19 protein-coding genes are annotated in these 19,987 nt (G+C 57.7%); 15 read left to right on the top strand and 4 right to left on the bottom strand.

The window, feature by feature from the left end; genetic code table 11:
• Positions 1-12: 12 nt before the first annotated feature.
• Positions 13-891, bottom strand: a complete 879-nt coding sequence (locus ACR3ES_RS18265; protein ID WP_170433787.1) for a LysR family transcriptional regulator ArgP — start codon at positions 889-891, stop codon at positions 13-15.
• Between the two features lie 86 nt (positions 892-977).
• On the opposite strand from ACR3ES_RS18265, the gene ACR3ES_RS18260 reads away from it, so the two are divergent.
• The 6 genes from ACR3ES_RS18260 to ACR3ES_RS18235 all read left to right on the top strand — a co-directional run bounded on the left by ACR3ES_RS18260 (position 978) and on the right by ACR3ES_RS18235 (position 6,798).
• Positions 978-1,577 (top strand): LysE/ArgO family amino acid transporter, encoded by a 600-nt coding sequence (locus ACR3ES_RS18260; RefSeq protein WP_170433785.1) that lies wholly within the window; start codon positions 978-980, stop codon positions 1,575-1,577.
• Positions 1,578-1,617: 40 nt separating this feature from the next.
• A complete protein-coding gene (locus ACR3ES_RS18255) occupies positions 1,618-2,523 on the top strand; it encodes a DMT family transporter (protein ID WP_170433783.1) in 906 nt (301 codons plus the stop codon).
• A gap of 87 nt (positions 2,524-2,610) precedes the next feature.
• Positions 2,611-3,183: a choline-binding transcriptional repressor BetI gene (gene betI / locus ACR3ES_RS18250; protein ID WP_170433781.1), complete on the top strand. Its 573-nt coding sequence runs from the start codon at positions 2,611-2,613 to the stop codon at positions 3,181-3,183.
• Positions 3,180-4,688, top strand: a complete 1,509-nt coding sequence (betC, locus tag ACR3ES_RS18245) for a choline-sulfatase (RefSeq protein WP_170433779.1) — start codon at positions 3,180-3,182, stop codon at positions 4,686-4,688. The genes betI and betC overlap by 4 nt, the downstream gene beginning before the upstream one ends.
• A 70-nt stretch (positions 4,689-4,758) precedes the next feature.
• Complete coding sequence (gene betA, locus ACR3ES_RS18240; protein ID WP_170433777.1) at positions 4,759-6,417, top strand: choline dehydrogenase; 1,659 nt, start codon at positions 4,759-4,761, stop codon at positions 6,415-6,417.
• A 144-nt stretch (positions 6,418-6,561) separates the two neighbouring features.
• A complete protein-coding gene (locus ACR3ES_RS18235) occupies positions 6,562-6,798 on the top strand; it encodes an HP1242/YdcH family protein (RefSeq protein WP_170433774.1) in 237 nt (78 codons plus the stop codon).
• 61 nt (positions 6,799-6,859) lie between these two features.
• On the opposite strand, the gene ACR3ES_RS18230 is transcribed toward ACR3ES_RS18235, so the two are convergent.
• Together ACR3ES_RS18230 and ACR3ES_RS18225 are read right to left on the bottom strand one after the other, a co-directional pair.
• Complete coding sequence (locus ACR3ES_RS18230; RefSeq protein WP_170433773.1) at positions 6,860-8,260, bottom strand: helix-turn-helix transcriptional regulator; 1,401 nt, start codon at positions 8,258-8,260, stop codon at positions 6,860-6,862.
• A 66-nt stretch (positions 8,261-8,326) separates the two neighbouring features.
• On the bottom strand, positions 8,327-9,532 hold the full coding sequence (locus ACR3ES_RS18225) for a multidrug effflux MFS transporter (RefSeq protein ID WP_170433771.1): 1,206 nt from the start codon (positions 9,530-9,532) through the stop codon (positions 8,327-8,329).
• Between the two features lie 183 nt (positions 9,533-9,715).
• Between ACR3ES_RS18225 and ACR3ES_RS18220 the strand changes: the two genes are divergently transcribed.
• From ACR3ES_RS18220 to ACR3ES_RS18190, 7 genes are all read left to right on the top strand, one after another.
• Positions 9,716-11,248, top strand: a complete 1,533-nt coding sequence (locus tag ACR3ES_RS18220) for an acyl-CoA carboxylase subunit beta (RefSeq protein ID WP_170433768.1) — start codon at positions 9,716-9,718, stop codon at positions 11,246-11,248.
• A gap of 213 nt (positions 11,249-11,461) precedes the next feature.
• Positions 11,462-11,635, top strand: a complete 174-nt coding sequence (locus tag ACR3ES_RS18215) for a hypothetical protein (protein WP_480493578.1) — start codon at positions 11,462-11,464, stop codon at positions 11,633-11,635.
• 44 nt (positions 11,636-11,679) lie between these two features.
• Complete coding sequence (locus tag ACR3ES_RS18210) at positions 11,680-12,165, top strand: DUF6497 family protein (RefSeq protein ID WP_480424139.1); 486 nt, start codon at positions 11,680-11,682, stop codon at positions 12,163-12,165.
• 136 nt (positions 12,166-12,301) lie between these two features.
• Complete coding sequence (locus ACR3ES_RS18205) at positions 12,302-12,655, top strand: hypothetical protein (RefSeq protein WP_170433764.1); 354 nt, start codon at positions 12,302-12,304, stop codon at positions 12,653-12,655.
• A gap of 481 nt (positions 12,656-13,136) precedes the next feature.
• Positions 13,137-13,340 carry a hypothetical protein gene (locus ACR3ES_RS18200; RefSeq protein ID WP_170433763.1) on the top strand — a complete coding sequence of 68 codons (204 nt, stop codon included), beginning with the start codon at positions 13,137-13,139 and terminating at the stop codon, positions 13,338-13,340.
• Positions 13,341-13,457: 117 nt separating this feature from the next.
• Complete coding sequence (locus ACR3ES_RS18195) at positions 13,458-15,503, top strand: acetyl-CoA carboxylase biotin carboxylase subunit (RefSeq protein WP_170433760.1); 2,046 nt, start codon at positions 13,458-13,460, stop codon at positions 15,501-15,503.
• Positions 15,478-16,305, top strand: a complete 828-nt coding sequence (locus ACR3ES_RS18190; protein ID WP_480493579.1) for a hypothetical protein — start codon at positions 15,478-15,480, stop codon at positions 16,303-16,305. The genes ACR3ES_RS18195 and ACR3ES_RS18190 overlap by 26 nt, the downstream gene beginning before the upstream one ends.
• Positions 16,306-16,423: 118 nt before the next feature.
• Here the strand turns inward: ACR3ES_RS18190 and ACR3ES_RS18185 are convergent, their stop codons facing one another.
• Positions 16,424-16,870, bottom strand: coding sequence for a DUF4174 domain-containing protein (locus ACR3ES_RS18185; RefSeq protein WP_170433757.1), 447 nt, complete (start codon positions 16,868-16,870; stop codon positions 16,424-16,426).
• A gap of 171 nt (positions 16,871-17,041) precedes the next feature.
• Between ACR3ES_RS18185 and ACR3ES_RS18180 the strand changes: the two genes are divergently transcribed.
• Together ACR3ES_RS18180 and scpA are read left to right on the top strand one after the other, a co-directional pair.
• Positions 17,042-17,869, top strand: a complete 828-nt coding sequence (locus tag ACR3ES_RS18180) for a hypothetical protein (protein ID WP_170433755.1) — start codon at positions 17,042-17,044, stop codon at positions 17,867-17,869.
• Entirely contained in the window at positions 17,853-19,985 is a 2,133-nt protein-coding gene (gene scpA, locus ACR3ES_RS18175; protein ID WP_170433753.1) for a methylmalonyl-CoA mutase, read from the top strand. Before ACR3ES_RS18180 ends, scpA begins: the two co-directional genes overlap by 17 nt.
• The last annotated feature ends 2 nt before the right edge of the window (positions 19,986-19,987 follow it).

The raw sequence follows: 19,987 nt of genomic DNA, 5'->3' as shown, positions 1-19,987 counted from the left end.
CCCGATACTTGGTCAGGCGTTATAGTCTTTGGCGGCTTGCCGAACGGCCCGCGTCAACGGCTGAAGGGCAGGGGCTAGAACGCGAACCACCTGCCATTTAAGTGGCACATCCAAAGGCGCATCTGGAAGCAGCGTGCACAATCGGCCTTGTTGGATTGGACGGTCAACCAGCCCTTTTGGGTTCATACCCCAACCCAACCCAAGGATCGCGGCCTCCACAAAGCCCTGCGATGACGGTAGAAAATGCGAAGGTGGAGAGACGCGGCGGCCGACCTGCTGCTCCATCCACGCTTTCTGCAAACTGTCCTTTCGGTTGAAGGTCAAACAGGGCGCACGCGCCAGCGACGCAGCGGTCACGCCCTCCGCAAACCATTGGCGCACAAAGTCGGGGCTGGCGGTCGGAAGGTACTGCAAGGTGCCCAGATCGATCTCATCGCAACCCGTCACAGGCTGATCGCCAACGGTGATTGCGGCACTGACCTCGCCACGTTTCAACCACTCGGCCGAGTAATCCTGATCATCAATCACCAAGTCGAACAAAATGTCCTGAACCCGAGCCATCGCGTTGACAAACCATGTGGCCAGTACATCCGCAGGTATTGCGATCCGTACCCGAGCCGGTCCACCCCCGCGATCCAGGGTCAATTCCCGGGACAACTGTGCCTCCAACACGCCGATATCCTCGGCATGCCGCGCGATACGCAGGCCCGCCGGTGTAGCAGTGCAGGGTGAACCTCGGTTGATCAGCGTGACCCCGACGCGATCCTCCAAGGCTTTGATGCGCTGCGATACGGCTGACGGCGTAACGGCCAGTTCGGCGGCGGCGGTTTCAAAGCTGCCATGGCGCAGGATTGCGGATAGGGCGGACAGGTGATTGGGATCAAGCAGCATAAGTATGACTTAATTCGATTCAGTATCTTTAATTTGTTAGAGGAGCCGCCTGCCAGTAGTCAAGATTTCGAATGACAGGAGGTTTCATGCCAACATCCGTGATCGCAGGGTTTGCGCTTGGCTTTAGTCTGATCCTTGCGATTGGGGCGCAGAATGCCTTTGTGCTGCGACAGGGGTTGCGGCGCGAGCATGTTTTCATTCTCTGCCTGACCTGCGCTGTGTCGGATGCTATTCTAATCGGTGCTGGTGTCGCGGGGTTTGGCACTCTGGCGCAGGCGGCGCCGTGGTTTGAGACAGTCATGCGGTATGGCGGCGCGATCTTTCTGACCTGGTATGCATTGCGCAGCTTTTGGTCAGCCTGGAAGGGTGGGGCGGCGCTCGAAGTCGGTTCCGGCCAGCGCACAACTCTGCGTGCCGCGTTGCTGACTGTGTTGGCTTTCACATGGCTCAATCCACATGTCTATCTCGACACCGTGGTTCTGATCGGATCGATCTCGGCGCAATATGACGACCGGCTGGGATTTGCTATCGGGGCCATGGTGTCCAGTTTTGTCTTTTTCTTCTCGCTTGGTTATGGCGCGAGAATTCTGTCGCCCGTATTTGCCCGCCCTCGTGCATGGCAGCTGCTGGATGTCCTGATCGGTATCGTCATGCTGGCCATTGCGTGGAAATTACTTGTCATGTGAAGGGTTGTCGTCGTCCGGCTTTCCGTGTTCAACCGTAGACATGACTTCACTCACTGCGTCCCGTCCGATCGCGGGCATGTTCTGGATGTTTGCCGCCGGGTTGTCCTTTGTTGTGATGACAGCACTGGTCAAATCCCTGGGAACCACAATAGACCCGATTCAAGCGGCGTTTTTGCGCTATGTTTTGGGGCTGGTGTTCTTGCTGCCTGCACTGCGGCAGATCATGGCGACCCATCTGACGCGGAGGCGTATTGCGCTGTTCGGGCTGCGTGGCATTATTCATGGCGTTGCGGTCATGTTGTGGTTTTTTTCAATGACCCAGATCCCATTGGCCGAGGTGACGGCGATGAATTACATGACCCCGGTTTACGTCACACTCGGCGCAGCCTTGTTTCTGGGTGAAAAACTGGCCTTTCGGCGCATTGCAGCGATCCTTGTCGCCCTGATCGGGGTCCTGATCATTCTCCGCCCGGGATTTCGTGAGGTATCGGCAGGTCACCTGGCCATGCTGGGAACCGCTCTTACACTTGGGGGCTCCTATCTTTTGGCCAAGGTTCTGGTGCGGGATGTGCCGCCTTCGGTTGTTGTGGCGCATCTATCGATCTGGGTGACCGTCGTGTTGATCCCATTTGCGATCGCCGTCTGGACGCCCCCCAGCCTGCACGATCTCGGCGTGTTGTTTCTAGTCGCCTGCTTTGCCACAGCAGGTCACTATTTCATGACGCTGGCCTTGCAGGCGGCGCCGGTGGCTGTCACTCAACCGGTTACCTTTTTACAGTTGATCTGGGCGACACTTTTGGGCGTCGTGGTATTTCACGAGAGGGTCGACATTTGGGTGATCGCCGGCGGTACGTTGATCCTGGCCGCGGTCAGCTTTATTTCATGGCGCGAAGCGGTCTTGAACCGCACTGACTTGACACCCCCCAGCATCGCGCCAAAGCTGTAAGCCCAAAGCTCTCAAAACGTTATTGATTGACGAGTCAATAAAAACCTCCTAGCGTTTGTATGATATACGAATGTTCAGGGGAAAGCGATGCCGAAAGTCGGAATGGAGCCAATCCGCCGCGATGCAATCGTCCGGGCGACGATTGCCGAACTGGGCGTCAAAAAGTCCCTTGATGTCACGGTCAGCCAGATTGCCAAGCGGGCCGGCATGTCGAGCGCGCTGGCGCATCATTATTTTGGCGGCAAGGACCAGATTTTTCTGGCGGCCATGCGCCAGATCTTGGCGGATTTCGGTGAAGAAGCCCGTGGTGAGTTGAAAGCCGCAGCCCCGAAGGAACGCGCCCAGGCGATCATACGGGCGTGTTTTGCGCCATCCTGTTTCACACCGGACGTGATTGCGGCTTGGATGACCTTTTATGTGCTGGCCCAGACCAACGAGGATGCGTTGCGACTTTGGCAGATTTATCAGGCGCGCATTCGCTCCAACCTCATCTCTTCCTTGCGCCCTTTGCTCGCCGATCCGGTCGAGGCGGCCGAGAACATGATTGCTCTAATCGACGGGCTCTACATCAGGGCGGCGCTGAGCGCGCCGGAAGAACCGCAACTGGCGGTAAATCACGCGATGCGGGTTCTTGACACCTTTCTTGAGGCCGAAAAATGACAAAGCCGAACATTCTGATCCTGATGGTGGATCAGCTTAACGGAACCCTCTTTCCCGATGGTCCCGCAGACTGGCTCCATGCGCCGAACCTGAAGAAACTGGCGGATCGGTCGACACGGTTTGCAAATGCTTACACGGCCTCGCCGCTCTGCGCGCCAGGTCGCGCCAGTTTCATGTCGGGTCAGCTTCCGTCGCGCACGGGCGTCTATGACAATGCTGCCGAGTTCCGCAGTGATATTCCGACATATGCCCATCATCTGCGTCGGGCGGGGTACTACACCTGCCTCTCGGGAAAAATGCACTTTGTGGGGCCCGACCAATTGCACGGGTTCGAGGATCGCCTGACCACCGACATCTACCCCGCCGATTTCGGCTGGACACCGGATTACCGCAAACCGGGTGAGCGGATCGACTGGTGGTACCACAACATGGGATCCGTGACCGGTGCGGGCGTCGCCGAAATCTCGAACCAGATGGAATATGACGACGAGGTTGCATACAACGCCAAGGCCAAGCTCTACGATCTGGCGCGCGGCAAAGATGACCGTCCCTGGTGCGTGACCGTCAGTTTCACCCACCCGCACGACCCCTATGTCGCGCGTCGCAAATACTGGGATCTTTACGAAGATTGCGAACATCTAATGCCCGAGGTTGCGGACCTCGGATACGAAAACCAGGACCCGCATTCCAAGCGGATCTTCGACGCGAATGACTGGCGCAGCTTTGACATTTCTCAAGAGGACATCCGCAAATCGCGTCGCGCATATTTTGCGAATATCTCATATCTGGACGACAAGATCGGCGAGATCCTAGAGGTGCTGGATACCACCCGTCAGGAGGCGATCATCCTGTTTGTTTCGGACCATGGCGACATGCTGGGCGAACGGGGCTTGTGGTTCAAGATGACCTTTTTCGAAGGCTCATCCCGGGTGCCTCTGATGATCTCCGCACCGGGTTTGTCTGTTGGGCGGATCGACACACCCGTTTCGACAATTGACGTTACACCGACACTGGGCGCACTGGCCAATGTGGACATGGCCGAGATTGCGCCGTGGACCGATGGGGAAAACCTGGTACCTCTTGCTCAGGGTACCGAGCGCACCGCTCCGGTTGTGATGGAATACGCAGCCGAGGCGTCATATGCGCCTTTGGTGTCCTTGCGATATGGAAAGTGGAAATACAATCGGTGCGTTCTGGACCCGGATCAACTGTTCGATATGGACGATGATCCAAGCGAACTGAACAATTTGGCTGATCATCCTGAACATGCAGGGACTCTTCAATCTCTGCGCGCCAAATCCCAAGCGCGCTGGGATCTGGAACAGTTCGACGCGGACGTGCGGGCCAGTCAGGCCCGTCGCTGGGTCGTTTACGAGGCACTTCGGCAAGGTGGCTACTACCCTTGGGATTACCAGCCACTGCAAAAAGCGTCCGAACGCTACATGCGCAACCACATGGATCTGAACATCGTTGAGGACAGCCAGCGCTACCCGCGCGGCGAATAGCCTCTTCATCTTTTGAAAAATACTCCCGCCGGAGGCGTTGTCTCGGGCGGCGGTCACAGGAGACCGGAATATGGAAGCAGATTTTGTCATCGTCGGCGCCGGCTCGGCTGGCTGTGCGATGGCCTATCGCCTCAGCGAGGCCGGTGCGTCTGTATTGGTGATCGAACATGGCGGTAGCGATGCCGGTCCGTTCATTCAGATGCCTGCGGCATTGAGCTATCCGATGAACATGTCGCTCTATGATTGGGGGTATCAGTCCGAACCCGAGCCGTACCTGAACAACCGAAAACTGGCCTGTCCGCGCGGCAAGGTGATTGGCGGGTCATCGTCGATCAACGGGATGGTGTATGTGCGGGGGCATGCGCGGGATTTCGACACCTGGGCCGAGATGGGGGCAGATGGGTGGTCCTATGCGGATGTGCTGCCATATTACAAGCGCATGGAGAGCTGGCACGACGGAGGACACGGTGGCGACACGACATGGCGGGGCACCGATGGTCCGTTGCACGTCTCGCGGGGACCCCGCGAAAACCCTCTGTTCAAGGCCTTTGTCGATGCCGGGCGGCAGGCTGGCTACGAGGTAACTGGCGACTATAACGGGGAAAAGCAGGAAGGCTTTGGCCCGATGGAGCAGACCGTCTGGAAAGGGCGGCGCTGGTCGGCTGCAAATGCGTATCTGCGACCTGCCCTCAAGCGGGCCAATTGTGAAGTCGTACGGGGTCTCGCGGCACGTGTCGTGACAGAGGACGGGCGTGCAACAGGGGTCGAGCTGGTGCGTGGGGGCAAGACGGAGATTATCCGTGCCCGCCGCGAGGTGGTACTGGCTGCGTCATCAATCAACTCTCCGAAGCTGCTGATGCTGTCAGGTGTCGGACCGGCCGCGCATCTGGCAGAGCATGGGATTGATATCGTCGCGGACCGACCCGGTGTTGGGGCAAACCTCCAGGACCATCTGGAGCTTTACATTCAGCAAGCCTCATTGCAGCCCATCACGCTCTACAGGCACTGGAACCTCGTCAGCAAGGGTCTGATCGGCGCGCAATGGCTGTTCACAAAGACAGGGCTTGGCGCATCCAATCAGTTTGAAAGCGCCGCGTTCATCCGATCCAAACCCGGCGTGGAGTATCCCGACATCCAATACCACTTTCTGCCCATAGCCGTTCGCTATGACGGGCAGGCGGCGGCTGAAGGGCATGGATTTCAGGCGCATGTGGGTCCGATGCGGTCGCCCTCACGCGGGGCAGTGACGTTGCGGTCGGACAGACCCGAGGACGCACCGGTCATCCGCTTTAACTACATGAGCCACGAAGAGGATTGGGAAGATTTCCGCACCTGTATCCGCTTGACGCGCGAGATATTCGGTCAAGACGCGTTCAAGCCCTTCGCAGGCAAAGAGATTCAGCCGGGTTCCGAGATTCAGACGGACCAGGAGCTGAACGGTTTTATCGCCGAGCATGCTGAAAGCGCCTATCACCCCTGTGGAACCTGCCGGATGGGACGCGCGACCGACAAGAACGCGGTTGTTGATCCAATGGGCCGTGTTATCGGAGTTGATGCATTGCGTGTCGCTGACAGCTCGGTGTTTCCTCAAATCACAAACGGCAACCTGAATGCGCCGTCGATCATGGTCGGAGAAAAAGTGTCCGACGACCTGTTGGGCAAAGACCCTTTGCCCAAGGCCAATGATCGCCCGTGGATACACCCGCAATGGGCAACGGCGCAGCGTTGAACTGATTGAACTGTCCCCGCCGGCAATGTGACGTGCATGGCGACGAATTCGGTCGCTGCGCGCGCTTTTTGATCGGGGTCAAAGAGTGCCGGTGCCAAACAACTTAGCACTGGGCTGCAAACACGCATAAAGGAGCGAACAGGAATGTCTCACACCCCGCATGAACTGGCCGAAGAATTCCCCGATAAGGTCGAACTGATGAGCCAGCTCAAGCAATCGGACGCACATTTTGCCCGGTTGGTCGATGAATATCACGAGATCAACCGCATTGTGCACCGCGCTGAAACCAACATCGAGCCGATGGACGATCTGGCCGCCGTCGAAATGCGCAAGAAAAGGGCGGTTCTAAAAGACAAAATCTGGACCATTCTCTCGAAATGATATGGCGTTGAACAGCGCGGGGGTTGTGCAATGATTGCGCAGCCTTTGGTAAAGAGCTTGTTCACGTGACCTCGTATGGAAGTGTGCCGCGTCTGTGGGTGTTGATACTGAGGCGACGCTCCAATGGCGGGACCGACCGCTGATGGCAAGTCTGGCGCTCGCAGATGCGGCAGGAAATGCCGATTGGCTCATAGGCGCTGGCGTTGTTGATGTCGAGATTGTCGGCGTAGACCAGCGCTTCGGCGTGACGCACTTCGCAGCCTAAAGCTATGGCATAGCGCCGGACCGGCGCGCCAAATGATCCACCCGGCTTTGATACATCACGTGCAAGGGAAATGTACCGGACCCCATCCGGCGTTTCGGCCAGTTGCAGCATGAAATGCCCCGGTGTTTCAAAGGCACGGTGCACGTTCCAAAGCGGGCAGGCACCGCCAAACCGGGCAAATTGCAAGCGTGTCGCTGAATGGCGCTTGGTGATCGTTCCGGCCTGATCGACCCGCACGAAGAAGAACGGAATGCCCTTGGCACCGGGGCGTTGCAGGGTCGACAGGCGATGGGCAATTTGCTCGATTGACGCCCCGAACCGATTGCTCAGCAGTTCCAGATCGTGCCGGTCTTCCTGCGCCGCGGTCAGAAAGGCGGTGTACGGCATCAGCGATGCACCGGCGAAGTAATTCGCAAGGCCGATCTTGGCAATGGACCGCGCTTCTTCGCTTTGAAACTTGGCAAAGTCCAGTGTGGCCTCCAGCAGCTTATCCTGACTGATCAAGGCCACCTGCAGCAGAAGTTGGAACACCTGTGTCTGCGGCGCCGCGCGTGACGACAGGCGCAGGATCTTGCTTTCGGGGTCATAACTGCGCAGCGCTTCGATATCGGCGAATGAAACCTGTATGCCGCGCTCTGACAGGCTGTTCAATGCGGCTTGACGGATACCGCCGGGGCCATCGGCGCGGTTGGCGAACAGCTCTGCAGCCCGGTCCACCGCGTCAATGTAATTGTCGCAATAATGAAAGAAATCGCGCACTTCTTCCCACGGGCTGGCCTGGATACGGGCGTCTTCGCGCCCAAGCGCCTCGTCGAGCGAGGCCAGACGTTCATGGGTCTGGCGATAGGTCCGGTGTAACTCGAGAAACGCGCGGGCTAAAGCCGGCGCATTGGACGCGGTCAGGCGCAGATCGGCCAGCGGGGGCAGGGCGTCTGCAAAGACAGGGTCCGCCAGCGCTTCGCGCATATCCGAGACAAGCCGTTCGCTATCGCCCGTGCTGAGCTCGGTCACATCCATACCGAATTCCTGTGCCAGCGCGAGGACAACCGTCGTCGAGATTGGACGATTGTTGTTCTCCATCTGGTTCAGGTAAGGGAGTGAAACGCCGAGTTTCGCAGCAAATTCCCGCTGCGTGAGGGTCAGGCGCGTGCGCATCTCGCGCAGCTTTGCGCCAGCGTAGAGCTTTTGGGTGGCCATAGGCGTGCCTTTGCAACTATTCAACACGCGTAAGCTAACTTTGCAAACCCTGATGGGCAAGCCGTGTTACAGTCCCAATTGCCGTTCGCGCCAGATGACTGCACTGATGGCTGCGATCGCCAAGACGGCCGTTGCCAACATCAGCCAAAGCAGTGGCATCGCACCCGTTTCGACTGTTAAGAGAGCGCCGGCTAACGCGCTCAGCGCGGCGCCCCCGCCCAGCATGATTGCTCCGCTCAGGCCGGATGCGGTCGCAGCCAGATGCGGGCGCACGGACAGGGCACCCGCAGTCGCGTTTGGAATGGTCATGCCATTGCCCACCCCAACAAATGTCATGAAGCCAAAAAAGATAAGCGCCGATCCATAGCCCGCCAGAAACAGTGCCGCTGATATGGCAACGCCAAGCGCGTTCATCCAGCATCCCCACAGCACCATCCTGTTCACACCAAAGCGAACGGAGTATCGCCCGCTGACGAAGTTACCAACAAAGTAACCGACAGCCGGAGCACCGAAATAGATCCCGACTTCGGCAGCGCTCAGGCCAAACATTTCGGTGCCGATAAACGGCGCACCCCCGAGATAAGCAAAGAAGGCCCCCGAGGAAAACGCCGAAGACAGCGAGTATCCCCAGAACCGCGGTGACATTAGCAGCTCGGGATATTCTCTGAACTGTTGCAACAGCGTCTTACCACTTTTGGCCGCTGTTTCCCCGAAATCCGTATAGGTCAGAGCCAGCGTCAGAGCTCCGACTGCGAAAGGCAGCCAGAAATTGGCTTTCCAACCAAGGCTTTCCTCCAGAATGCCTCCTATGGCCGGGCCGATCATCGGCACCACAGCCATGCCCATCGTGACATAGCCGATCATCGAGGCTGCCTGATCCTGGTTGTACATGTCGCGCACCGCCGCGCGGCTCAGCACCATTCCGACGACCACCACGGCCTGGCACATTCTGAACGCCAGAAACACTTCTGCATTGGGCGCATAGATGCATCCCAGTGTCGCCAGCAGGAACAGGACCAATCCCCACAGCAAAACCGGACGCCGGCCAGCCTTGTCCGCAATGGGTCCGATCAGGATCTGCAACACCGCATTGATCAGCAAATACAACGCGATCGACAGTTGCATGACCTTGTAATCGGTCTCGAAATACATCGCCATATTCGGAAGGCTGGGCAAAAAGAGGTTCATGCTCAGGGCGGACAAACCGGAGAGTAAAACAAGTGTTGTTATTGTGGGTGGAGTGCGGTGCACCGACGACAAGCTGAACTGCATGGTTCACATGTATAGTCAGGGATTTCCAGATTGCCATACGTGACATTGTATCAAACTGAAACTTAGCAATTTTACAGTTTGGCAAACAGCTGTTGCCAAAAATTTGCAAATTTGCCGAAAAGCACTTTGGCCGCGACGGTGCAGGCGCTAGGGTCTGGCAAGATTTTACAGAGGATAACCGTCATGAAAGACATCCTTTCCGAGTTGGAAGACCGCCGTACCAACGCCCGGTTGGGTGGCGGGCAAAAACGCATCGATGCGCAGCATGCGCGCGGAAAACTGACCGCGCGGGAGCGCATTGAACTGCTGCTGGACGAAGGCAGTTTCGAAGAATTCGACATGTTCGTAAGTCATCGGTGTACTGACTTCGGAATGGAAAAACAACAACCCGCCGGGGATGGTGTGGTCACTGGATGGGGCACGATCAATGGCCGCATGGTCTATGTGTTCAGTCAGGACTTCACGGTGTTTGGCGGCTCGCTGTCAGAAACGCACGCTCAGAAGATCTGCAAGATCATGGATATGGCAGTGCAGAATGGCGCGCCGATCATTGGCATCAACGACTCGGGCGGCGCGCGGATTCAGGAAGGCGTTGCTTCGCTGGCCGGCTATGCCGAAGTCTTCCAGCGCAACATTACCGCCTCGGGCGTCGTCCCGCAGATCAGCGTGATCATGGGTCCCTGCGCCGGCGGCGCGGTCTATAGCCCGGCGATGACCGACTTTATTTTCATGGTCAAAGACTCCTCTTACATGTTTGTGACCGGCCCCGATGTGGTCAAGACCGTCACCAACGAGGTCGTCACGGCTGAGGAACTGGGCGGCGCGTCCACGCATACCAAGAAATCCTCGGTTGCGGACGGGGCGTTTGAAAATGACGTCGAGGCCATGGCCGAGGTGCGTCGCCTCGTCGATTTTCTGCCGCTGAACAACCGCGAAAAGCCCCCCGTGCGCCCATTTTTTGATGAGCCTGGCCGGATAGAAGGCTCGTTGGATACGCTTGTGCCCGACAACCCGAACACCCCCTACGACATGAAAGAACTGATCACCAAAGTGGCGGATGAGGGCGACTTTTACGAGATTCAGGAGGATTTCGCCAAGAACATCATCACCGGTTTTGTCCGGCTGGAGGGGCAGACGGTGGGCGTTGTGGCCAACCAGCCGATGGTTCTGGCGGGATGTCTGGACATCGACAGTTCGCGCAAAGCGGCTCGGTTCGTACGGTTCTGTGATTGCTTTGAAATCCCGATACTGACCTTTGTTGATGTCCCCGGTTTTCTGCCGGGCACCTCGCAGGAATATAGCGGCGTGATCAAGCATGGTGCGAAACTGCTCTACGCCTATGGTGAGGCGACGGTGCCAAAGGTGACCGTCATCACGCGCAAGGCCTATGGCGGCGCATACGTTGTTATGGCGTCAAAACACTTGAGGGGTGATTTCAACTATGCCTGGCCGACCGCCGAGATTGCGGTGATGGGTGCCAAGGGTGCGACCGAGATTATCCACCGGGCCGATCTGGCAGACGCGGATAAAACTGCGAAACACGTAGCGGATTATGAAGACCGCTTTGCCAACCCCTTTGTTGCTGCGGAACGCGGGTTTGTTGATGAAGTGATCATGCCGCATTCGACCCGGCGCCGGGTTTCAAAAGCCTTTGCAAGCCTGCGCGGCAAGCAACTGAAGAACCCATGGAAGAAACACGACAACATTCCGCTGTGAGCCATGAGTGAGTCCGGGAATCTCGACATCTACGCGATTATATTCGGTCCAACCAACACCCCAATTGAGGCTCTCGATTTTTTTGAGATTTCTAGTGGGTCAAACACTCGGGAGGTGATGTTGGCGGTCTTTCGTTCAGAACTGGGAAGTGAATTGCAGTTGCGTGACCCGTCTGCTGATCTGATATCGCACTTTCGAAACACTTTGTCTCAAATGGTTGCATTCGCGGAAAAAACTGATGCCGGTTTGCCTGACGAGTACTTCGTGGAACTCGCGGATGGATCCGAGGTGACCTACATTGAAATTCCACCATCGCGTCGTTTTGTTCTCAGTTTTGAAAACGAAAGCTGGCGGACACAAGAACCCGTGCGCGTGAGCGTGAACTAAGTGAAATCGAGGCTGATAATTGACTCGGAGTCAAAAAAGGACCAATGATCCGACCCGTCAAACATAGCACTGCGCAGGCCAACAGCACTGCGCGCGCGGTCCCGGAAGGAGGAGCCTGCCGTTGGCGGGTCCGGGGTCGCGCCATATGTTTGGTGATCTCGGGACTTGCCCAGCCTGTTTCCGCTCAGTCCGAAACACTGCTGCCGGTACCCTCTGGTCAGCCCGTACATCTGAGTGACGTGCTGCTTGACAATAACCCGGGAGAGCTGTGGCTGCGGTTTCGCTTCATCGCTCCGAAGATCGGCGCGACCGTTGGACGGATCGGCTATGACGTCGCCTCGGAGGATATGGAGCATCTGTGTCAAACGCTCGCGGTGGCCTATGTCGCGCAGCATGGGCTGGACCCGGCAATGGTTGTCATTTCCCTGGCGGACAGGCCCATTGAGTTTGGTGACGCCGCCCCGGATGCGACACAGTTTTTCGAAGCGTACCGTCTGGATCAGTCCCAATGCGTTTGGGAGGAGCTTTGACAATGGCACACGTGCTTAATAGCTCCTGCGCGTCCAAGGTATTGGATGTAAGACAAATGTCGCAGGAATGGAATCCGGGCTATGATGGGTGGCGTCCAAAGGTTCTTGGAAAAACCCTTAGAACTGGGCATCGGATATGCTGAAACACCGAGGATTTCCTGGGCGTCTGCCTGGCACCGATTTTCAGTTCACCATTCGCCGTGCCAATCCCAAGGGTGTCACGCCCCTCAGCCAGCGTGAAAGGTTTCGCGATCGAAAACCTTCGGATCGCAGGGCCGACGCAGCATTTATCCAAGCTTTGTGGGACCATTTTCAGGACCAACCCTTTGAGCGCGGCAATCTGGATGCCGGGCGGCTTTGCTGGTTGTTCGGGCGCGAGGTTGTTCCCGCAGAGGACCCGTTTGACCCGGCCAGTTATGAGGCGTTGCTCCGGATTGATCTGGATGCGGCGCGTGGGTCTTTTCCTGACGTTTTTGGCGGGGTGACCTGATCATGACCGCGCAGGCGTCACATCATACCCATCGCACGCATATGACTAGGCATGGCAGGGTGCGAAATCGTGCATTCTTACCTGATTTTCGGGCGATTACGGCGGTACGTTCAAGCAGCGGCGCAGCGCCTTTAGGCACGAATTTGCGCGGCAATTTGCCCGATGGGCAGAATTCAGCCGGAATCTCAGTTGGAAACAATACTTTGTTTTCGGTTTATATTGTGAAGTGCAATGTGAGCGTGCCGTGCGGCTCTACTTTGCCTGCGTCGCACATGCACCTACTATTCCGTACCCCTTCCTTCCGCGGGCAGGCTTGTGTTCCCCACATCGTCCTGTCCGCGTTTTTCTTTGCCCGCGATTTGGGCAAAAACCGGCAAAAAACTGCGCATACATACTGTTCACAACAACATTTGTTGCGTGATGCGCGGTTGTCGCGGCATCTGGCTCCAAAGCAATCAATAACCTCAAAGGGGCAGAGCACATGCAAATCAAACGAGCCATTCTCGTATTATCGGCTTGCGCGGGTCTTGCGGCCTGTGGTGACACCACGGGCGAGCAGGCCTTGCTTGGCGGTGGCGCAGGGGCGGTTGGAGCCGCGGTCCTCAGCGCAGACCCGCTTTTCGGCGCAGCGGTCGGTGCAGCCGGCAACGTGCTGTATTGCAAGACACAGAACACCTGTAACTAACGCCAGAGTTTCCGGGGCGCGCTACGCCCCGACCGTAATCGCGTATCACGCCATCACCGGGTGTTTGCCCGGCGGTGGCGTTTTGCGTTTTCCGTACAGCAAGACAAAGGACGTTCCATGTTCAACAAGATCCTGATCGCCAACCGGGGCGAGATCGCCTGCCGGGTCATCAAGACGGCCCGTAAAATGGGAATTGGCACGGTCGCCATCTATTCGGACGCGGACCGCCAGGCCTTGCACGTCTCGATGGCGGACGAAGCGGTCCGTATCGGCCCGCCGCCGGCCAACCAGTCCTATATCGTCATCGACAAGGTTATGGATGCCATCCGTCAAAGTGGGGCGCAGGCGGTTCACCCGGGATACGGTTTCCTGTCTGAAAATGCCAAATTCGCCGAGGCGCTTGAGGCCGAGGGTGTGGCCTTTGTCGGCCCGCCAAAGGGTGCGATCGAGGCGATGGGCGACAAAATCACCTCGAAAAAGATCGCACAGGAGGCGAATGTTTCCACGGTTCCAGGTTACATGGGTCTCATTGAAGACGCAGACGAGGCGGTGAAGATCTCGAACGAGATCGGCTATCCGGTGATGATCAAAGCCAGCGCCGGGGGTGGTGGCAAGGGCATGCGGATCGCCTGGAACGATGAGGAAGCGCGTGAAGGGTTCCAATCGTCCAAGAACGAGGCAGCGAACTCATTCGGGGATGACCGGATTTTCATCGAGAAATTCGTGACCCAGCCGCGCCATATCGAAATTCAGGTTTTGTGCGACAACCATGGCAACGGTATCTATCTGGGCGAGCGCGAATGTTCGATCCAGCGCCGGAACCAGAAGGTGGTGGAAGAGGCCCCGTCGCCGTTCCTCGACCCGGACACCCGCAAGGCGATGGGTGAACAGGCGGTCGCGCTGGCCAAGGCGGTGGGATATTCCAGTGCCGGGACGGTAGAGTTCATCGTTGATGGGCAAAAGAACTTCTATTTCCTTGAAATGAACACCCGTCTGCAGGTGGAACACCCGGTTACCGAGCTGATCACAGGCGTCGATCTGGTCGAACAGATGATCCGCGTGGCCGCGGGTGAGCCTTTGTCGATCACTCAGGATGACGTTACTCTTACAGGATGGGCCATCGAAAACCGTCTGTATGCCGAAGACCCGTATCGCAACTTTCTGCCATCGATTGGCCGTCTGACCCGCTATCGGCCACCACAGGAAACCGCCGCAGGCCCGATGCTGGCGAACGGCAAGTGGCAGGGCGATGCGCCAGAAGGCGACGCCGCGGTCAGAAATGATACCGGCGTCTATGAAGGCGGCGAAATCAGCATGTATTACGACCCGATGATCGCCAAGCTCTGCACTTGGGCGCCGACCCGTGAGGCTGCGATTGAGGCGATGCGCGTTGCGCTGGACAGTTTCGAAGTCGAAGGCATCGGGCACAACCTTCCATTCCTGTCAGCCGTGATGGATCATCCGAAGTTTATCAGCGGTGACATGACCACTGCGTTCATTGCTGAGGAGTACCCGGAAGGTTTCGATGGCGTTGTGCTGCCCGAGGCTGATTTGCAACGTATCGCGGCCTCCTGCGCGGCCATGCACCGCGTTGCCGAGATCCGACGGACCCGTGTTTCCGGCCGTATGGACAACCACGAGCGTAAGGTCGGCAATCGCTGGGTCGTCTCGCTGGAAGGGCAGGAATATGCGGTGCGCGTTGAGGCGGACCGAGAGGGCGCCAGCGTCAGGTTTGAAGACGGGTCGACTCTCCGTGTTGCGTCCGACTGGACGCCGGGCGATCAACTGGCCGTTCTGGACGTTGATGGAAGCCCACTGGTTCTGAAGGTCGGCAAGCTCCCGGGCGGCTTTCGTGTTCGCAACCGGGGCGCTGATCTTAAGGTGTATGTGCGCCGCCCGCGTCAGGCCGAACTTGCCAAGCTGATGCCTGAGAAACTGCCACCCGACACCTCGAAAATGCTGCTCTGCCCGATGCCCGGATTGATTGTGAAAATCGATGTCGAAGTGGGCCAGGAAGTGCAGGAGGGACAGGCGCTGTGCACGGTTGAAGCGATGAAGATGGAGAACATCCTGCGCGCCGAGAAAAAGGGCGTCGTTTCCAAACTGAATGCCGGACCGGGCGACAGCCTGGCCGTCGATGACGTTATCATGGAGTTCGAGTAACCCGGTCATGGCCGAATTGCTGTCCCATAACTGGCTGTTGCTGGCGTTTCTTGCTGGCGGTGTCCTCGTAATCGCCTTTTGGCTGTCCGAGGATGCCCATGTTGCCCGTCGGGTGTTTGTGCAATTCATCTTTAACATTGCCTTGCCGCTGTTGGTCATCTTCGGCAGCGGTTTGGTTGTGCTGGCCACGCAGGTGGAACTGGATGATCGTATCTGGGCCGCCATCATTGCGGGCCTCGTGATCGCAACCGGTTGGTTGACCACTGCGATTTTCGGTGCGTTGGGCAAGTCGCGCGATAAGTCTGAAAAGCTTAGGGACTACCATAAGGCGCTATACGCCGAGATTGGGAACACGCTGCAAATTCTATGGGACCGTGGCAAGGCTGAGGCTGAAGCTGACGCTTTGGTTGATCGGATGAAAGCAGATTCTAAATTCATTCCGCTGATCCCCCGGGAGCATCACGATTTCGTCTACGACTCGCTGGTTGACGAAATCGAAGTGCTTCCGCGGATTACGATCGATGCCGTGGTGGCCTATTACAGCCTGATCAAGTCGCTTGCGGCCCAGGCCGAAGACATGCGGGGGGACATATTTCGCAGTCAGGACATGGCGCAGGAGCGGCGCATACTGATGTATCGGGACTATTTTGAAACCCGAAAAAGCGCCTTTGCCATGGGGCAATATGCGCTGCGGCTCATCAAGGAATATGCGGAAAACGGTCAGGCCGCCGCCGAAGCTCTGGCCAAACAGCTCAGTAGCCCGGGCGAGGCCCCGTCCGACCTGTCACAGGGATCGGAGTAAACGGAATGTTGGGATCTTTTTCCATCCAATTGTCCTTTCCGCGTTCGCCAACAGAACCCAATGCCCTGTCTGCTATAAATATAGGTGAACATTCAGGTTTCAGCAAGGGATGCGGATATCAGCCGCCCTCGCGCCGCTCTCGGATTTCACGTTCACGCAAAGGCGTTTTGTCAATCGAGCGGCCGATTTCACGTACACTCCACGGTGATGGTTTGCGTAGTTTGACCACACCGTCCTTGTCGATAAAGACCATCTGGAACCCGCGCGGACGCAATTGGGACCGGATCGCGGATCGAGCGCCGGGATCGGTATCGGTCAAAACGATAACATCGCGGTCGCGCATCGCCTCTTCGCCCTCCAGCAGCATGTCGATTTGTTGCCGGAACCTTGGATCCGCAGGTGTATCGGCAAAGACCACGATCGGACGGTGCGTCCAGAGGAATTCACTGAGGTCGCTTTCTCCCACTGGGCGAACAAATGCGTCTTCTGCCGGGGTAGATCCGTCAGCCGCCAGCGCAACCAGCGGAAATAGTGCCGAGAAAACAACGGCAAGCGTGCGATTCATATGGCCTCCTGTTCCGATGAATATAGACCCTGTGTTCACGAATGCGACCGGCGAAATGCACATCGTCTCAAAAAAGTTACGTGCAACAAACAGGACGCTCAAGGAAACCGGCTGCACCGTGACCTTGGCGCAATCCGGATTGCGGCCAGGGTACGGCAAGGGGGTGAGGCTATGGAGGTAGTCCTTCATCTCGGCGCCCATCGCTGCGCGACCACCAGTTTTCAGGACTACGTTCAGCGCAACGCAACGGAATTCGCGCGTCAGGGCATTGCCTTCTGGGGTCCGGACTGGACTCGCAAAACGGAATTGAATGCGTTGAAGTCGCTGACACCGGTGGCAAAGGAGCGGTTGCAACGCAATCTGCAAGACTACCACGACAACGGCGCCAAACAATTGCTGGTGAGCGAAGAAAACTTTCTCGGCCGGATGGCTCAAAATCTGCGACAGTCCAAGCTGTATCCCGATGCATGGGAGCGCGCGCAGGTACTCGCCTCGGTATTCAACGGCTGGGTGTCCAAGGTTGTATTGAATATCCGGTCGCTGGACATGTATTGGGCCTCGGTCGCGGCTTACATGATCCGGCGCGGGAACAGTCCTGTTGCGCCAGCGCATTGGAAACGCATTGCCGGGGGTGAACGCAGCTGGCGACATGTGATCACGGACCTCGCAAATGGTTTTCCCGGCATACCCGTCATCGTCTTGCCTTTTGAAGAATTCGCAGGATGTCCGGACGCTCAGATGAGCGCGGTGACGCAATGCATTGCGCCGCAACTGCATCGCGATGTGTGGACGAACCGTGACAAGAACCCCAGACCGCAGGGTCTGAGCCAGGCGCAAACTCTGCAGTTGTGGTCCACATACGCGGATGACCTGACGTGGCTGGCCTCCGGTGCCGACGGGTACGCGGACCTCAAATCTCTAAAACGCTCAAACGCAGGCACGGAAACGTCCGTTGCGATCCGAATTGACGAGAGGAACCTCAATGACCGACACGAATGACTGGCGCGCGCTGGCCGAGAAAGAGCTGCGCGGACGACCGTTGGACGATCTGACCAAGGAAACCCTGGAGGGGATCGACGTCAAACCGCTCTATACCCAAGCCGACACCGCCGATCTGCCGCATATGGGGTCGCTGCCCGGCTTTGGGCCGTTCACACGTGGCGTCAAGGCGACGATGTATGCGGGTCGCCCGTGGACGATCCGCCAGTATGCCGGGTTTTCAACGGCGGAGGAATCGAATGCCTTTTACCGTCGCAATCTGGCGGCGGGTCAGCAGGGTGTCTCGGTCGCCTTCGATCTGGCCACACACCGGGGCTACGACAGCGACCACCCGCGCGTTGTTGGCGATGTCGGCAAGGCCGGTGTGGCCATCGATAGCGTTGAAGACATGAAAATCCTGTTCGATGGTATTCCGTTGGACAAGGTCTCGGTTTCAATGACGATGAACGGCGCTGTGATCCCAATTCTGGCGAGCTTTATCGTTGCGGGCGAAGAACAGGGCCACGACAAGTCCGTCCTCTCCGGCACTATTCAGAACGACATTCTGAAAGAGTTCATGGTGCGCAACACCTATATCTACCCGCCCGACCCATCGATGCGGATCATCTCGGACATCATCGAGTTCACCTCGAATGAGATGCCAAAGTTCAACTCGATCTCGATCTCGGGCTACCACATGCAAGAGGCTGGGGCGAACCTTGTGCAAGAGCTGGCCTATACGCTGGCTGATGGCCGGGAATACGTCCGTGCCGCGACGCAGGCCGGGATGGATGTGGATAAGTTTGCGGGCCGTTTGTCGTTCTTCTTTGCCATCGGCATGAATTTCTTCATGGAGATCGCAAAACTACGCGCCGCGCGCACGCTCTGGCACCGCGTGATGACAGATTTTGGCGCAAAATCTGAACGCTCCAAGATGCTGCGGACCCACTGCCAGACCTCGGGTGTGTCGCTGCAGGAACAGGACCCCTACAACAACGTGATCCGCACCGCCTATGAGGCGATGAGCGCGGTTCTGGGCGGCACCCAGTCGCTGCACACCAATGCTCTGGATGAGGCGATTGCGTTGCCGACTGACTTCTCGGCTCGTATCGCACGGAATACCCAGCTTGTTCTGCAGGAGGAAACCGGCGTGACCGATGTGGTCGATCCGCTGGCCGGCTCCTACTACATCGAAAGCCTGACCAATGAGCTGGTCGAAAAAGCCTGGGCCCTGATGGAAGAGGTCGAGGAAATGGGTGGCATGACTAAGGCTGTGGCCTCGGGCATGCCCAAGCTGCGGATTGAGGAAAGCGCGGCGCGGCGTCAGGCCATGATCGACCGGGGCGAAGAGGTCATCGTTGGGGTCAATAAATACCGCAAAGAACAGGAAGACCCGATCGATATATTGGATGTCGACAATGTTGCTGTGCGCGACGCGCAGGTTGCGCGGCTGGAACGTATCCGCGCGACCCGAGACGAGGCCGCCTGCCAAACCGCGCTGGACGCCCTGACCAAGACCGCCAAAGAGGGCGGAAACCTGCTGGCCGCTGCCGTCGAGGCTGCCCGCGCCCGTGCATCCGTAGGAGAGATCAGCATGGCAATGGAAAAAGAATTCGGTCGTCATCGCGCCGAGGTAAAGACTTTGGCCGGCGTGTATGGTGCCGCTTATGAGGGCGACGAAGGCTTTGCCGCCATCCAGAAATCCATCGAAGACTTTGCCGAAACCGAGGGTCGCCGCCCGCGCCTGCTGGTGGTCAAGATGGGGCAGGACGGCCATGATCGCGGTGCCAAGGTGATCGCCACCGCCTTTGCCGACATTGGTTTTGATGTCGATGTGGGGCCTTTGTTCCAAACCCCGGCCGAGGCGGCGCAGGATGCGGTCGACAATGACGTCCATGTGGTGGGGATTTCGTCACAGGCCGCTGGGCACAAGACCCTGGCCCCGCAATTGGTCGAAGAGCTCAAAAAAGCGGGTGCCGAAGACATTATCGTGATCTGTGGAGGTGTTATTCCGCAGCAGGATTATCAATTCCTGTACGACCATGGTGTGAAAGCCATCTTCGGCCCGGGAACCAATATTCCCGAAGCCGCACAGGACATTCTGCGACTGATCGGCGAAGCGCGCGGCTCGAAATAGTG

The organism is Ruegeria sp. B1, assembly GCF_056535885.1.
This window is presented reverse-complemented; position numbering and strand designations above follow the sequence as displayed.